General features: G+C 73.1%; 14 protein-coding genes. 10 read left to right on the forward strand and 4 right to left on the reverse strand.

Annotated elements, in window-relative coordinates; all coding sequences use genetic code 11:
- Positions 1 to 8: 8 nt before the first annotated feature.
- Entirely contained in the window at positions 9 to 719 is a 711-nt protein-coding gene (gene hemQ, locus RM590_RS16220) for a hydrogen peroxide-dependent heme synthase (RefSeq protein ID WP_311705279.1), read from the reverse strand.
- 4 nt (positions 720 to 723) lie between these two features.
- Positions 724 to 2,127, reverse strand: coding sequence for a protoporphyrinogen oxidase (gene hemG / locus RM590_RS16225; protein ID WP_311705280.1), 1,404 nt, complete (start codon positions 2,125 to 2,127; stop codon positions 724 to 726).
- A 131-nt stretch (positions 2,128 to 2,258) separates the two neighbouring features.
- Between hemG and RM590_RS16230 the strand changes: the two genes are divergently transcribed.
- Entirely contained in the window at positions 2,259 to 3,257 is a 999-nt protein-coding gene (locus tag RM590_RS16230; protein WP_311705281.1) for a DUF4349 domain-containing protein, read from the forward strand.
- On the opposite strand, the gene hemE is transcribed toward RM590_RS16230, so the two are convergent.
- Positions 3,254 to 4,285, reverse strand: coding sequence for a uroporphyrinogen decarboxylase (hemE, locus tag RM590_RS16235; RefSeq protein ID WP_311705282.1), 1,032 nt, complete (start codon positions 4,283 to 4,285; stop codon positions 3,254 to 3,256). The two genes, RM590_RS16230 and hemE, sit on opposite strands and share 4 nt — an antisense overlap.
- 215 nt (positions 4,286 to 4,500) lie before the next feature.
- On the opposite strand from hemE, the gene RM590_RS16240 reads away from it, so the two are divergent.
- From RM590_RS16240 to RM590_RS16280, 9 genes are all read left to right on the forward strand, one after another.
- Complete coding sequence (locus tag RM590_RS16240; protein WP_311705283.1) at positions 4,501 to 5,133, forward strand: DUF3000 domain-containing protein; 633 nt, start codon at positions 4,501 to 4,503, stop codon at positions 5,131 to 5,133.
- 221 nt (positions 5,134 to 5,354) lie between these two features.
- Positions 5,355 to 5,669 (forward strand): hypothetical protein, encoded by a 315-nt coding sequence (locus RM590_RS16245; RefSeq protein WP_311705284.1) that lies wholly within the window; start codon positions 5,355 to 5,357, stop codon positions 5,667 to 5,669.
- Positions 5,670 to 5,726: 57 nt separating this feature from the next.
- Entirely contained in the window at positions 5,727 to 6,707 is a 981-nt protein-coding gene (locus RM590_RS16250; RefSeq protein WP_311705285.1) for a BBE domain-containing protein, read from the forward strand.
- Between the two features lie 174 nt (positions 6,708 to 6,881).
- Positions 6,882 to 7,541 carry a response regulator transcription factor gene (locus tag RM590_RS16255; RefSeq protein WP_311705286.1) on the forward strand — a complete coding sequence of 220 codons (660 nt, stop codon included), beginning with the start codon at positions 6,882 to 6,884 and terminating at the stop codon, positions 7,539 to 7,541.
- Positions 7,542 to 7,685: 144 nt separating this feature from the next.
- Positions 7,686 to 8,948, forward strand: a complete 1,263-nt coding sequence (locus tag RM590_RS16260; RefSeq protein ID WP_394813872.1) for an HRDC domain-containing protein — start codon at positions 7,686 to 7,688, stop codon at positions 8,946 to 8,948.
- A 104-nt stretch (positions 8,949 to 9,052) separates the two neighbouring features.
- Positions 9,053 to 10,267: a thiolase family protein gene (locus RM590_RS16265; RefSeq protein WP_311705287.1), complete on the forward strand. Its 1,215-nt coding sequence runs from the start codon at positions 9,053 to 9,055 to the stop codon at positions 10,265 to 10,267.
- On the forward strand, positions 10,264 to 12,393 hold the full coding sequence (locus RM590_RS16270) for a 3-hydroxyacyl-CoA dehydrogenase NAD-binding domain-containing protein (protein ID WP_311705288.1): 2,130 nt from the start codon (positions 10,264 to 10,266) through the stop codon (positions 12,391 to 12,393). The genes RM590_RS16265 and RM590_RS16270 overlap by 4 nt, the downstream gene beginning before the upstream one ends.
- Entirely contained in the window at positions 12,390 to 12,812 is a 423-nt protein-coding gene (locus tag RM590_RS16275) for an NTP pyrophosphohydrolase (protein ID WP_311705289.1), read from the forward strand. The genes RM590_RS16270 and RM590_RS16275 overlap by 4 nt, the downstream gene beginning before the upstream one ends.
- A gap of 74 nt (positions 12,813 to 12,886) precedes the next feature.
- Positions 12,887 to 13,312 carry a VOC family protein gene (locus tag RM590_RS16280; RefSeq protein WP_311705290.1) on the forward strand — a complete coding sequence of 142 codons (426 nt, stop codon included), beginning with the start codon at positions 12,887 to 12,889 and terminating at the stop codon, positions 13,310 to 13,312.
- An 82-nt stretch (positions 13,313 to 13,394) separates the two neighbouring features.
- On the opposite strand, the gene dxs is transcribed toward RM590_RS16280, so the two are convergent.
- The gene (gene dxs, locus RM590_RS16285; RefSeq protein ID WP_311705291.1) at positions 13,395 to 15,317 is read right to left on the reverse strand and encodes a 1-deoxy-D-xylulose-5-phosphate synthase; all 1,923 of its coding nucleotides are present in this window, start codon (positions 15,315 to 15,317) and stop codon (positions 13,395 to 13,397) included.
- Positions 15,318 to 15,322: the final 5 nt, after the last annotated feature.

Below are 15,322 nucleotides of genomic sequence, written 5' to 3' on the forward strand. Positions count from 1 at the left end.
GCGGCCGGTCAGGCGAGCTGCGCCACCAGCTCGGCCACCGGCTTGCGGCGGCCAGTGAAGAACGGCACCTCCTCGCGGACGTGGCGCCGTGCCTCCGAGCCGCGCAGATGCCGCATCAGGTCCACGATCCGGTGCAGCTCGTCGGCCTCGAAGGCGAGGATCCACTCGTAGTCGCCCAGGGAGAACGAGGCCACCGTGTTCGCCCGCACGTCGGGGTAGCCACGGGCCATCCGCCCGTGGTCGGCGAGCATCCGGCGGCGGTCCTCGTCGGGCAGCAGATACCACTCGTAGGAACGCACGAACGGGTAGACGCTCACATAGTCGCGCGGCGTCTCGTCGGCCAGGAACGCCGGGATGTGCGACTTGTTGAACTCGGCGGGCCGGTGCAGCGCCATGTTCGACCAGACGGGCTCCAGGGCACGGCCCAGCCGGGTGCGGCGGAACAGGTTGTACGCCTCCTGGAGCGCGTCCGCGGTCGCCGCGTGCCACCAGACCATGACGTCCGCGTCGGCCCGCAGCCCGGACACGTCGTAGGTGCCGCGCACGGTGACGTCCTTGGCGGCGAGCTGGCCGAAGAGCTCCTCGACCTCGTCCGCGTACCCGCTCCGGTCCTCGGGCAGCGGCCCGCGCAGCCGGAAGACGGACCAGAGGGTGTACCGGATCGTGTCGTTGAGCTCCTTGGCGCGCTTGCCCACGGCCTTGTCAGGTGCAGCAGTCATGCCGCTATTCTCCCGCCTCGTCCCCGGGCGCGGTCGGCAGGGTGCGCAGCAGCTCGGAGACGGCCTGCCGGGCGCCGGCGATGCACGCGGGGATGCCGACGCCGTCGTAGGCCGCGCCGCACAGCCGCAGCCCGGGCAGCCCGGCCAGATAGCTGCGGACGCGGGCGATCCGCGCGTCGTGGCCCACCGTGTACTGCGGGAGGGCGCCCTGCCAGCGCGTGACCAGGGAGTCCACCGGCTTGGCGGTCAGCCCGGCGGCCTCGCCCAGGTCGTCCAGCGCGGCGCGCACCAGGTCGGCGTCCTCCCAGCCCAGTGGCTCCTCCTCGCCGTGGCGGCCGATGGAGGTGCGCAGCACGAACATCTCCGGGTCCGCCGCCGCGGCCCAGTCCCACTTGCCGCTGGTGAACGTGGCCGCCTTGATCACGCGGCCGTCCACGGCGGGCACCAGGAAGCCGCTGCCGCGCGGCAGCCGGGACAGCTCGGCGCGGCGGAACGCCAGAGTGACGATCGTCATCGAGGCGTACTCGACGGCGGCCAGCTCCCCGGCGGCGGCCGGCGCCTCGGTGGCCAGCAGGCGGGCCGCCGCGCCGGCGGGCACGGCCAGCAGCAGCCCGTCGGCCACCAGGGAGCGGCCGTCGTCCAGCGCCGCGGCCCAGCCCCGTGCCGTGCGGCGCAGGCCGGTGACGGAGACGCCGGACTCCAGCACCGCGCCCCGTTCGCGGCAGTCCCGGGCCACGGCCTCGGCCAGCGCGCTGACCCCGCCCTCGATGCCGGTGAACACCGGCTCGCCCGGCACTCGTTCGGGCGACTGCCGCTGCACGGCGCGGACCGCGGCCAGCAGCGAGTCGTGCTCCCGCGCCGCCTCGAACAGCTTGGGCACCGCCGAGCGCATCGAGATCCGGTAGGCGTCGCCGGCGTAGACCCCGCCGAGCAGCGGCTCCACCAGCCGGTCGACGACCTCGCGGCCCATGCGCTCGGCCACCAGGGCGCCGACGGCGACGTCGTCGCCGACCCGCAGCGGGGGCAACTCGGTGTCGCGGGCGATCTGGGCCAGGCCCGTGTCGGACAGCACCCCGGCCAGCGCGGCGGCGGTGGCGGGCACGCCCATCACCTGCCCCTGGGGCATCGGGCGCAGGGTCCCCCTCGTCCAGATCGCGGCGCTGGTCAGGGTGGGCGGGCGGAGCGCGTCGCCGAGCCCGACGGCGCGGGCCAGCTCGACGCCCTCGGGACGGCGGGCCAGGATCGACTCGGCGCCCAGGTCCACCCGGAGGCCGGCGACGTGGCCGGCGCGGAGCTTGCCGCCGAACCTGTCCGAGCCCTCCAGCACGGTGACGCGGAGCCCGGCGGCCAGCAGCCCGTGAGCGGCGGCGAGTCCGGAAATCCCGCCGCCGACGACGATCACATGCATGGGTCCACTTTCGCAGACTCCCAACCGAGTCCCGCGCGTGACCTCTTCGGAACCCGCCCTCGGCAACCCGGCCGCCCGGCCCCACGTCCAACCGGCGTCGACACGGCTTGAGTTGAGGGGGTAGGGAAGCCATGCGCAGCTTTGTGGGACAACGCGGCAGACGAGTGGCCGCGCTGCTGGGCGTTCCGGTGGCCGGGCTGCTGGCGCTCACGGCGTGCAGCTCGTCCTCGGACTCGGAGGGCGGCGGCGACGCGGCGGCCTCGGTCGCCGACGTCGAGGAAGGGCCCGGGGAGAGCGGGGAGAACGCCGGGCCGCCGCAGGAGGAAGGCACCGGGAGCGGGACCGCCGACGAGGCCGGGCCGGCCGGGGAGCAGAACCGGCAGATGGCGGCCCCGGACCCGGCGTCGGCCCATCTGATCCGCACGGCCAGCGTGATCGTGCGCACCGACGACGTGGCGGGGCGACACGCGACGGCCGTCGGGCTGGCCGCGGATCTCGGCGGCTATGTCAGCGACGAGAACACGGAACGGGACGAGGAGGGCCACGAGGTGTCGGTGGTCACCCTGAAGGTGCCCGGCGACCGCTACGAGGAACTGCTCGGCGCGGTCTCGGAGCTGGGCGAGCTGGAGCACCGCGAGGTGACGACGGAGGACGTCACCGACCAAGTGGTGGACGTCGAGAGCCGGATCGCCACCCAGGAGGAGAGCGTCGCCCGGATCCGGGAACTGCTGGACCAGGCGCGGTCGATCGACGACATCGTGGACATCGAGGCCGAACTCAGCGCGCGCCAGGCCGATTTGGAGTCGTTGCAGTCTCAGTACGAGTCGCTGCGCGCCCGCACCGGGATGGCCACGATCGTCCTGGAGCTCCGCCAGGAGCGCGACCCGGCCCCGGAGCGGGAGAAGGAGGAGGACGACTCCGGGAACCCCTCGGTCGTCGGCGCCCTGGGCGGTGGCTGGGATGCCTTTGTGACGGCGCTGCTGTGGGCCGCGGCCGTCGTCAGCGCCTCGCTGCCGTTCCTCGTGCTGCTGGCCCTGCTGTTGCTGGGCTGGCGCCTGGTGCACGGCCGCCTGGCCCGGCGCGCGGCGCCGGCGGCGGACGGGCCGGACGGACCGGCGGCGACGCCCTAACGAGCGGTGCGCTCGTGAACGAAGGCCGTCAGCCGGGTGAGCGCGTCCGGGTCGGTGTCGGGGAGCACGCCGTGGCCGAGGTTGAAGATGTGGCCGGGCAGGTCCCGCGCGGCGTCCAGCACGCGCTGGGCCTGCTCCTCCACCGCGGCCCGGGGGGCGAACAGGACGGCCGGATCCAGGTTCCCCTGGAGGGCCTTGTCCGGGCCGACCCGGCGGGCGGCCTCGTCCAGCGGCACCCGCCAGTCCACGCCGACGACGTCCGCGCCCGCCTCCCCGAGCAGCCCCAGCAGCTCGCCGGTGCCGACGCCGAAGTGGATGCGGGGCACCCCGTAACCGGCGACGGCCTCGAACACCTTGGCCGAGGCGGGCAGCACCGAGCGCCGGTAGTCGGCCGGGGCCAGGGCCCCGACCCAGGAGTCGAAGATCTGCACGGCCGAGGCGCCGGCCTCGATCTGCACGGCGAGGAACGCGGCGGTGATCCCGGCCAGCCGGTCCAGCAGCTCGGCCCACAGCTCCGGGTCCCCGTACATCAGGGCCTTGGTGTGCTCGTGGTTGCGCGAGGGACCGCCCTCGACCAGGTAGCTGGCGAGGGTGAAGGGGGCGCCGGCGAAGCCGATCAGCGGGGTGGAGCCGAGCGAGGCGGTGACCATGCCGACGGCCTCGGTGACGTAGGAGACGTCGTCCGGCTCCAGCGGGCGCAGTTGCGCGAGATCGGCGCGGGTGCGGATGGGCCGGGCGATGACCGGGCCGACGCCGGGCCGGATGTCGAGGTCCACGCCGATGGCCTTGAGCGGCACCACGATGTCGCTGAAGTAGACGGCGGCGTCCACGGAATGACGGCGCACGGGCTGGAGGGTGATCTCGGTGACCAGCTCCGGCCGCATGCACGAGTCGAGCATGGCGATTCCCTCGCGGGCCTTGCGGTACTCGGGAAGGGAACGGCCGGCCTGACGCATGAACCACACGGGCGTGTGCGGCACCGGCTCGCGCCGGCAGGCCCGCAGGAAGGGGGAGTCGGTCACAGTCACAGGGAGAAGTCTCGCATGCCCCGCCTCTTGACCGGCGCCAACGGGTGTGGCTAGCACCGACGGGGGAGCGGGCGCCCAGCGCCTGGCGTTTCGATCGATGGGGCACCTCCCTGGGGGCACCTCCCAGCGTTAGCTGGGGGAGGAGTCCGGGGGGAGGGATGCCAGGCGGCGCGGCCCCGCGAAGATCCGAGCGGCAGGCCCTAGGGTTACCGGCCATGGCAGCGTCTCGTACCGACCAGGCGGAGGAGTCCGGAGATATGACCGACCCCGGTGCGGGTGATCCGCCCGCGTTCCGGCAGGCGGTCGCGGCGCTGGCCGCGGCCCGGCCGCGGCCGGAGGTCGTGCTGTCGCCGCTGCCCCCGCCGCGCCGGCTGGCGCCGTTCACGCACGCGCTGGGGGCGTCGGTGAGCGCGGACGGGGAGGAACTGGCCGACGGGCGCTTCATCCTGCTGCACGACCCCGCCGGCGACGAGTCGTGGCGGGGCGACTTCCGGGTGGTGACGCTCGCCCGCGCCGACCTGGAACCGGAGTTGGCGACCGACCCGCTGCTGCCCGAGGTGGCCTGGTCCTGGCTGTGGGAGTCCCTGGAGGGACGCGGACTTGACGCCGGAGAACCGAACGGCACGGTAACAAGAGCGGGTTCTACTTTTTTCGGCGGTCTGGCCGGCCGTCCCGCACGGGCGGAGCTTGAGCTACGCGCGTCGTGGACGCCCGCCGATCCGGCCTCGGCCGGCAGCCACTTGCTGGCCTGGTGCGGACTGCTCGCGCAGTGCGCGGGGCTGCCGCCGGAGACCAGCGGGCCGGCGGTCACCGCGCTGCCCCGCCGCCGGGGTCCCCGCCCGGTCTGACACAACTCCTTCCTCAGGGTGCCTTTTTCAGATCGGCTTCATGACGCTGAAGCGGGTTCACCTCTCACTCACCTACGGGTAGCAACAAGGGAGTTGAGTGATGGTGGAGCAGAGCGGACGCCCGGTGCTGCGCACCGCGACCGGGGGTCGCCACGGCGGCCGGAGCGCGAGCCGCCTCGACGTCCTCCACCGAGGGCTACGGGACGCCCTGGCCGCCGCCGATGGGCGCCCGGGTCGGCCCGGACGACCAGCGGTACGAGGAGCTCGTGCGCCGGGGCATCAACCAGCGTTACCGGGCCAGGCCGGACGAGGTGCGGGTGGTCGGGACCACCGACCAGGTCGTCGCGGCGGTGCGGGACGCGGTGCGCGGCGGCGGGCACTGTTTCGAGAACTTCGTGGATCACCCGGACGTGCGGATGATCAGCGACATGTCCGGGATGAGGTCTACTTCGACGCCGCCCGGAACGCGTTCGCGGTGGAGACCGGCGCCACCCTCTTCGAGGTCCACCGCCGGCTGTATCTGGGCTGGGGCGTGACGATTTCCCGGCGGCCGGTGCCCGACGGTGGGCGGCGGCTTCGGCACACTGAGCAGGATGCACGGCCTGACCGTCGACCACCTGTACGCCGTCGAGGTCGTGGTGGTGGACTCCGCCGGCCGGGTGCGCTGCGTGGTGGCGACCCGTGAGCAGGACGCCCCGAACCGGGACCTGTGGTGGGCGCACACCGGCGGCGGTGGCGGCAACTTCGGCGTGGTGACCCGGTACTGGTTCCGCAGCCCGGACGCCCGGGGCACGGACCCGAGCCGCCTGCTGCCGAGGCCGCCGCGCACGGTGCCGACGTTCCGGGCCCCCGGGACGGACTACGCGGCGCTGCACACGAACCTGATCCTGCTGGCCCGCCTGATGGGCAAGCCGTTCCTGATCGGCCAGGTCTCCTCGACCTCCGCGCCCGAGCGCATCATGGACGAGCACCTGGACGCGATCAGCGCGGGCACCGTGGCGCACACGAAGACCCAGGTCAAAAAGGAGGTGCCCGGGCTCTACGCGGCGCAGGTCGGCAGCGGCGACTGCGCCGGCCGGGTGTTCGGGAAGATGAAGTCGGCGTATGCCAAGAAGCGCGTCACCGACCAGCAGATCGCCACGGCCCACCAGTACCTGTCGAACCAGAACCCGGCCGACATCTGCGGCGCGTTCTCGCTGGCGACCTACGGCGGCAAGGTGGGCGACGTGGCGCCGGACACCACCGCCTACGCGCATCGCGAATCGCTGTTCAAGATCGAGTACGTGGCCAGGTGGCCCGACCCCGCCCAGGAGGCGGTGTTCGAGGCGGGGCTGCGGAAGTTCTACCGGGCGATGTACGCGGACACCGGCGGCGTTTCCGTGCCCGGTGAGGTCAACGACGGCACGTACATCAACTACCCGGACGTCGGCATGCGCGACCCCGCGTGGAACACCTCAAACACCCCCTGGCACCACCTCCACTACAAGGACAACTACGCGCGGCTCCAGCGGGTGAAGGCGCGCTTCGACGCGACGTACTTCTTCCGGCACGGGCTGTCCATCGAGCCGGCGTAGGCGCGCCCCGGGATGGGGCGGGGCGGCGACCGGGATGACGAATCACCGGTTCGTGATCATTTCCTAAAGGCGGCGAAGCTTCCTGCCGAAGGAGTCAGTGACCCCTTCCATCCGGATCGCCCCGACTCCTCCCCCGGAGTCGGATCCGTCCCCATCCCACCCCCGGGAGGCCCGGTGTCTGTTCTTCTTGAGCACCCCACAAGCCTCGTCGCCTACCGCCCCAACAAGCCCACCGCCATGGTCGTCGTGGCGGATCCCCGGGTCCGCTCCACGGTGACCCGACACCTGTGGGCCCTCGGCGTGCGGGATGTGATCGAGGCGTCGTCCGTCGCGGAGGCCAGGCCCCGCGTCGCCAATCCGCGTGACATCTGCGTCGCCGACGTCCATCTCCCCGACGGTTCGGGGCTGACCCTGCTGTCCGAGACCCGGGCGGCGGGCTGGCCCAACGGACTGGCCCTGTCCGCCGCCGACGACATCGGCGCGGTGCGCAGCGCGCTGGCCGGCGGCGTCAAGGGCTACGTCGTCACCGGCACCCGCAACAACCTCGGCCCGCCCACCCGGCACGGCGCCGCCCACATCGGTGCCGCTGGCCGGATGCACCGCCGCCAGCCGGGGGCCCCGGCGCACCAGGGCGGCTACCGCGAGCTGTCCGGGCGCGAGGTGGAGGTCCTGCGGCTGGTGGCGGAGGGCCAGTCGAACAAGGCCATCGGCGTCTCCATGGGGCTGTCGGCCCTGACCGTGAAGAGCCACCTGGCCCGGATCGCCCGCAAGCTCGGCACGGGCGACCGTGCGGGCATGGTGGCCGTCGCCCTGCGGACCGGCATCATTCACTGACCCGCCTCTCCCCCGACCCCCGGCACCCGCCCAGGCGTAAGGTGCCGGGGGTTTCGCGTGGTGCGCGGGCGCCGGGGATCGGCTCACGGTGAGCCCGGCATCACCCCAGGTCACAGGAGTGAGCCGAACAGCTACCCTTGACAGGTGACCGACGCCCAGCAGACCGCCGAAGCCGCCCCCGGAATCAACGCCCCCGCTCCGTCAGGTCCGGCACCGGTTCCCCTGCTGGCGCCGCGGGAGGGAATCCCGCCGGTCATCACGGACGACGGGGCGCTGGCCGAGGCGGTCGCGGCATTCGCGGCGGGCACCGGGCCGGTCGCGGTCGACGCGGAACGGGCCTCCGGCCACCGGTACGGACAGCGGGCCTATCTGGTGCAACTGCGCCGGCAGGGGGCCGGCACCGCCCTCATCGACCCGGTCGCCTGCCCGGATCTCACCTCGCTGGGCCGGGCGCTGGGCCGCAGCGAGTGGGTGCTGCACGCGGCCACCCAGGATCTGCCGTGTCTGCGGGACATAGGCATGGTGCCCTTCCGGCTGTTCGACACCGAGCTGGCCGGGCGGCTGGCCGGGTTCGCCCGGGTCGGGCTGGGCGTGATGGTGGAGACCGTGCTCGGCTTCAGCCTGGAGAAGGGGCACTCCGCGGTGGACTGGTCGAGCCGTCCGCTGCCGGAGCCCTGGCTGCGGTACGCCGCGCTGGACGTGGAGCTGCTGGTCGATCTGCGGGACGCCCTGGAGGAGGAGCTTCGGCGGCAGGGCAAGCTCGACTGGGCGCTGGAGGAGTTCGCGGCGATCGCCGCCGCTCCCCCGCCGCCGCCCCGCAAGGACCCCTGGCGCCGCACCTCGGGGGTGCACAAGGTGCGCCGCCGCCGGCAGTTGGCCGTGGTCAAGGAGCTGTGGACGGCCCGCGACCAAATCGCGCAGCGGCGTGACGTTTCGCCGGGCAAGGTGCTGTCCGACGCGGCGATCATCGCCGCCGCCCAGTCGCTGCCCCCGGACGTGCGCGCGCTCGCCGGGCTCCAGGGCTTCGGCCACCGGATGGGCCGCCGTCAGCTCCAGCACTGGCAGTCGGCCATCGACCGGGCCCGGGCGCTGCCGGAGGAGGAGCTGCCCCAGCCGGGCCAGCCGGCCGGCGGGCCGCCGCCGCCCCGCGCCTGGGCGGAGAAGGACCCGGCCGCGGCGGCGCGGCTGTCGGCCGCCCGGGCCGCCGTGACCGCGCACGCCGAGGAGCTGAACCTCCCCCAGGAGAACCTGCTGGCCCCCGACGTGGTCCGCCGGCTGTGCTGGGAGCCCCCGGCGGAGCCGGGCGCCGAGGCGGTCACGGAGGCGCTGCGGACTCTGGGCGCCCGCGAGTGGCAGATCGCCCAGACCGTCGGGCCGCTGACGCGGGCGCTGGCCGCGGGGGACTGAATACGACTGTGCCGCAGCCCTCGCCGGGCGGGCCTTGCCCTTGAGTTACCGATGGGTAGCATGGGCGGTGGACCACTCATTCTCGGCGTGGAGGAGAAGCCATCGTGCCGCGTACCGTCAGGGACGTCGTCTTCGTGGACGGCGTCCGTACCCCGTTCGGCAAGGCGGGTCCTAAGGGGATCTACCACGAGACCCGCGCCGATGACCTGGTCATCAAGTGCGTTCGCGAGCTGCTGCGCCGCAATCCCCAACTGCCGCCGGAGCGCGTGGACGACGTGGCCATCGCGGCCACCACCCAGATCGGCGACCAGGGGCTGACCCTGGGCCGGACCGCCGCGATCCTCGCCGGGCTGCCGAAGAGCGTGCCGGGCTACTCGATCGACCGCATGTGCGCCGGGGCGCTGACGGCCGTGACGACCACGGCCGGCGCCATCGCGTTCGGCGCGGCCGACATCGCCGTGGCGGGCGGCGTGGAGCACATGGGCCGCCACCCGATGGGTGAGGCCGTGGACCCCAACCCCCGTTTCGTCTCCGAGAAGCTGGTCGACGAGTCCGCGCTGTTCATGGGCATGACGGCGGAGAACCTGCACGACCGCTTCCCCCACCTGACCAGGGCGCGGGCCGACGAGTACGCCCTGCGCAGCCAGGAGAAGGCGGCCAAGGCGTACGCCGACGGCCGGATCCAGCCCGACCTGGTGCCGGTGGCGGTGCGCCGCACCTCCGCGGAGGCCGGCGAGACCGGCTGGGGCCTGGCCACGGCGGACGAGCCGATGCGGCCGGGCACGACGCTGGAGGGGCTGGCCGGCCTCAAGACGCCGTTCCGGCCGCACGGCCGGGTCACCGCGGGCAACGCGGCGGGCCTCAACGACGGCGCCACCGCGTCGCTCATCGCGGGCGAGGACGTCGCCCGGGAGCTGGGCCTGCCGGTGAAGATGCGGCTGGTCTCGTTCGCCTTCGCGGGCGTGGAGCCCGAGGTGATGGGCTTCGGCCCGGTGCCCGCCACGCGCAAGGCGCTGGCCAAGGCGGGCCTGACGATCGAGGACATCGGCCTGCTGGAGATCAACGAGGCGTTCGCCGTGCAGGTCCTGGCGTTCCTGGACCACTACGGCATCGCCGACGACGACCCCCGGGTCAACCAGTACGGCGGCGCGATCGCCTTCGGGCACCCGTTGGCCTCCTCCGGGGTGCGCCTGATGACGCAGTTGGCCCGGCAGTTCGAGGACCACCCGCACGTCCGCTACGGCCTGACGACGATGTGCGTCGGCTTCGGCATGGGCGCCACGGTCATCTGGGAGAACCCGCACTGGGAGGGCAAGTGAGTTCCACCGCTGAGCTTTTGAGGGAAGCCGCCGGGGTGTTCCCGGACGAGGTCGTCACCGAGGCGCGGGTGCGTCATCTCGATCTGCCGCACGGGGCGGGCCGGTTCGCGCTGATCACTCTCGACAACGGGTTCGACCACACGAAGCCGACCACGTTCGGGCCGCAGTCGCTGGCCAATCTGGACGCGGCGATCGACCAGGTGGCGGCCGAGGCCGACGCCGGGGAGATCGTCGGCGTCGGGGTGACCGGGAAGCCGTTCATCTTCGCCGTGGGCGCCGACCTCAAGGGCGTGGAGCGGCTGCGGCGGCGCGCGGACGCGCTGGCCATCGGCGTCGGCGGCCACGACGTGTTCCGGCGGCTGGCCGGGCTGTCGGTGCCGACGTTCGCCTTCTACAACGGCGCCGCGATGGGTGGCGGCGTCGAGGCAGGGCTGCACTGCACCTACCGCACGGTGTCGCAGTCGGTGACGGCGTTCGCGCTGCCGGAGGTCTTCCTCGGCCTGGTGCCCGGCTGGGGCGGCTGCACCCTGCTGCCGAACCTGATCGGCGCGGACCGGGCCGTCACCGTCATCATCGAGAACGCGCTCAACCAGAACCGGATGCTGAGCGGCCCGAAGGTCTACGAACTGGGCATCGCGGACGCCCTCTTCGAGGCGGCGGACTTCCTGGAGCAGTCGCTGACCTGGGCCTCGGCCGTGCTGCGCGGCGAGATCGAGGTGAGCCGGCCGGACCCGGACCGCGGCGAAGCGTGGGACCGGGCGGTGGCCCGGGGCCGGGGCATCGCCGACGAGAAGGTGCACGGCGCCGCGCCGGCCGCCTACCGGGCGCTGGACATCATCGCCCAGGTGCGCAACGGCGATCTGCGGGAGGGCTTCGCCGCCGAGGACGAGGCGCTGGCCGACCTCATCATGGGCGACGAGCTGCGGAGCGGCCTGTACGCGTTCAATCTGGTGCAGCGCCGCGCCAAGCGTCCGGCGGGCGCGCCGGACAAGTCGCTGGCCCGGCCGGTGGCCAAGGTCGGGATCGTGGGCGCGGGGCTGATGGCCTCGCAGCTCGCGCTGCTGTTCGCGCGGCGTCTCGAGGTGCCGGTGGTGCTCACCGACATCGACCAGGCGCGGGTGGACAAGGGCGTGGGCTGGGTCCACGAGCAGATCGACTTCCTGCTGCTGAAGGGCCGGATCAACCAGGACAAGGCCAACCGGCTCAAGGCCGCGGTGACCGGGTCGCTGGACAAGGCGGAGGCGTTCGCCGACGCGGACTTCGTGATCGAGGCCGTCTTCGAGGAGCTGGGCGTCAAGCGGCAGGTTTTCGGCGAGCTGGAGGCGGTGGTGCCGGAGCACGCGATCCTGGCTACCAACACCTCCTCCCTGTCGGTGACCGAGATGGCCGCCGGGCTCAAGCACCCGGAACGGGTCGTCGGCTTCCACTTCTTCAACCCGGTGGCGGTGCTGCCGCTGCTGGAGATCGTGCGGGCGGAGCGCACCGACGACGCCTCGCTGGCCACGGCGTTCGCGGTGGCCAAGAAGCTGAAGAAGTCGGCGGTGCTGGTGAAGGACGCCCCGGCGTTCGTCGTCAACCGCATCCTGACCCGCTTCATGGGCGAGGTGCTGGGCGCCATCGACGAGGGCACGCCGGTGGAGGTCGCCGACCGGGCGCTGGCGCCGCTGGGGCTGCCGATGTCGCCGATCGTGCTGCTGGACCTCGTCGGGCCGGCCGTGGCGCACCACGTGGCGGGCACGCTGAGCGAGGCGTTCCCCGACCGGTTCCGCGTCTCGGCCAATCTGGGCCGGGTCGTGGCGGCCGGCAAGCGCACGCTGTACGTGCACGACTCGGGCAAGCCGGAGCTCGATCCGGAGGTGGCGGCGCTGTTCGAGGTGGGCACCCGGGTGCTGACCGAGGAGCAGGTGCGCGCCCGGGCCCTGGACGCGATCGCCGAGGAGATCGGCCTGATGCTGGACGAGGGCGTGGTGGCCGAGGCGCAGGACATCGACCTGTGCCTGATCACCGGCGCGGGCTGGCCGTTCCACCTGGGCGGCATCACGCCCTACCTGGACCGCGAGGGCATCACCCAGCGGGTCCTGGGGCGGCGTTTCCTGGCGGCCGGCGTGGCGAGCGTTCCCGAGTGACACGGGAGCCAGACCGGCGTGCGGCGCCCGGCCCGTTCCCCCCGGGCCGGGCGCCGCTCGTCATCGTGGACGCCGCCAACGTCGTCGGGTCGGTGCCCGACGGCTGGTGGCGGGACCGGCGCGGCGCCGCCGAGCGGCTGCGCGACCGGCTGACGGCCTACCGGGGGCCGGGCGAGCTGGTGCTCGTCGTGGAGGGCGCGGCGCGCGGCGTGGCCCCGGTGCCGGGCGTGCGGCTGGAGTCCGCGCCGGGCAGCGGCGACGACCGCATCGTGGAGCTGGTGCGCGCGGAGAGCGGCGGGGGCCGGCCGTGCGTGGTGGTCACGGCCGACCGGGAACTGCGGGCCCGGGTGATGGAGCTGGGCGCCGAAGTGGCGGGGCCGCGCGGGGGACTGGAGAAAATTCTCGCCGAGGAGCGATGAGTTTTCGGCGGGTGGCTGGTCTGTATGTGTGACGGCCAACGGATGGCCGGACGCATACGAGAGATGAGGCCACCATGTCCACGAAGATCTTCGTCAATCTGCCGGTGAAGGACCTCGCCCGTTCCCGTGACTTCTTCACGAAGCTCGGGTATTCGTTCAACCCGGAGTTCACGGACGAGAACGCGGCCTGTCTCGTCATCAGTGACGACATCTTCGCCATGCTGCTGGTCGAGCCGTTCTTCAAGACCTTCACCAAGAAGGAGATCGCCGACACCGCCACCAGCGCGGAGACCATCATCGCCCTGAGCGCCGACAGCCGGGAGCAGGTGGACGAGCTGGTGGACCGGGCGCTGGCGTCCGGCGGGCGGCCGAGCATGGAGCCCCAGGATCACGGCTTCATGTACGGGCGCAGCTTTCAGGACCCGGACGGTCACGAGTGGGAGGTCATGTGGATGGACATGTCCGCCATGCGCGAGGCCGCCCAGGCGCAGCAGGGCTGACCACGGCCTGCCGCGTGGCACCACGGGGGGCGGGAGGCTCGTCGGACGAACGAGCCTCCCGGTCCGTTGCCGCGGGGGCGGGTCAGTCGGTGCTGCTGCTGAAGCGGGACGCCGTCGCGGCGTCGTAGCGGCCGTCGAGGCGGGCGACCAGGCCGGTGACCTGGCGGGCGATGTCCGGGCCGGTGAGGCCGACTTCGGCGAGCACCTGTTCGCGGGTGCCGTGGTCGAGGAAGCGCGGAGGAATGCCGAAGTCCCGCAGCGGCACGTCCACGTCGGCGTCGCGCAGCGCCTGGGCGATGGCCGAACCGACGCCGCCCGCCCGGCTGTTGTCCTCGACGGTGACGACCACCCGGTGGTCGGCGGCCAGCCCCGGCAGCTCGGGGTCGACGGGCTTGACCCAGCGGGGGTCGACGACGGTGGCGGTGATGCCCTGCCGGCCCAGCAGCTCCGCCGCCTCCAGACAGACTGGCGCCAGCGCGCCGATGGAGACGATCAGCACGTCGGGGCGGTCGGTGCCGGCCCGGCGCAGGACGTCCATGCCGCCGACGGTGCCCACCGAGGGGACGGGCTCGCCGACCTTGCCCCGGGAGTAGCGCACGACGGTGGGGGCGTCCTCGACCTGGACGGCCTCGCGCAACTGGAGGCGAAGCTGCTCGGCGTCGCGGGGCGCGGCCAGCCGCAGCCCGGGGACGCACTGGAGGATGGACATGTCCCACATGCCGTGGTGGGAGGCGCCGTCGGGGCCGGTGATGCCCGCCCGGTCCAGGACGAACGTCACGCCGCACCTGTGCAGGGCGACGTCCATCAGCAACTGGTCGAAGGCGCGGTTGAGGAAGGTGGCGTAGACGGCGAAGACGGGGTGCAGCCCGCCGGTGGCCAGTCCGGCGGCGGAGACGGCGCCGTGCTGCTCGGCGATGCCGACGTCGAAGACGCGGTCGGGGAACTCCTGGGCGAACGTGTGCAGGCCGACGGGGCGGAGCATGGCGGCGGTGATGGCCACGATGTCCTCGCGCTCGCGGCCGAGCCGCACGATCTCCTCGCCGAAGACGGAGGTCCAGTCGGCGCCGGAGGCGGACACGGGCAGACCGGTGTCGGGGTGGATGACGCCCACCGAGTGGAACTGGTCGGCCTCGTCCTCGCGGGCGGGCGCGTAGCCGCGGCCCTTCTCGGTGAGGCAGTGCACGATGACCGGCCCGCCGAAGCGCTTGGCGCGCTGGAGGGCGGACTCCAGGGCCTGGATGTCGTGGCCGTCGATCGGCCCAACGTACTTCAGGCCCAGGTCCTCGAACATGCCCTGGGGGGCGATGACATCCTTCAGGCCCTTCTTGGCGCCGTGCAGGGTGCCGTAGAGGGGGCGGCCGACGACGGGGGTGCGGTTGAGCATCTGCTTGCCGCGGGCGAGGAAGCGCTCGTAGCCGTCGGTGGTGCGCAGGGTCGCCAGGTGGTTGGCGAGGCCGCCGATGGTGGGCGAGTAGGACCGTTCGTTGTCGTTGACGACGATGACGAGCGGGCGGTCCTTGGCGGCGGCGATGTTGTTGAGCGCCTCCCAGGCCATGCCGCCGGTCAGCGCGCCGTCGCCGGTGACGGCGACCACGTGGCTGCCGGTGCCGCGCAGCTCGTTGGCCTTGGCGAGGCCGTCGGCCCAGCCCAGCACGGTGGACGCGTGGCTGTTCTCGATGACGTCATGCTCGGACTCGGCGCGCGAGGGGTATCCCGACAGGCCGCCGCGGGCGCGCAGCGCGGAGAAGTCCCGCCGCCCGGTGAGCAGCTTGTGGACGTACGACTGGTGACCGGTGTCCCACAGGACGCGGTCGGTGGGCGAATCGAACACGCGGTGCAGGGCGATGGTGAGCTCGACGACACCGAGGTTGGGGCCCAGGTGACCGCCGGTGCGGGCGACGGCACCGATGAGGAAGGAGCGGATTTCCCCTGCCAGCTCGGTCAGTTGCTCGGGGGTGAATCGGTCGAGATCGCGCGGTCCCGAGATACGGGTCAGCAGCGGCACCGTTC

Source organism: Streptomyces litchfieldiae, assembly GCF_031845365.1.
GTDB lineage: Bacteria > Actinomycetota > Actinomycetes > Streptomycetales > Streptomycetaceae > Streptomyces > Streptomyces litchfieldiae.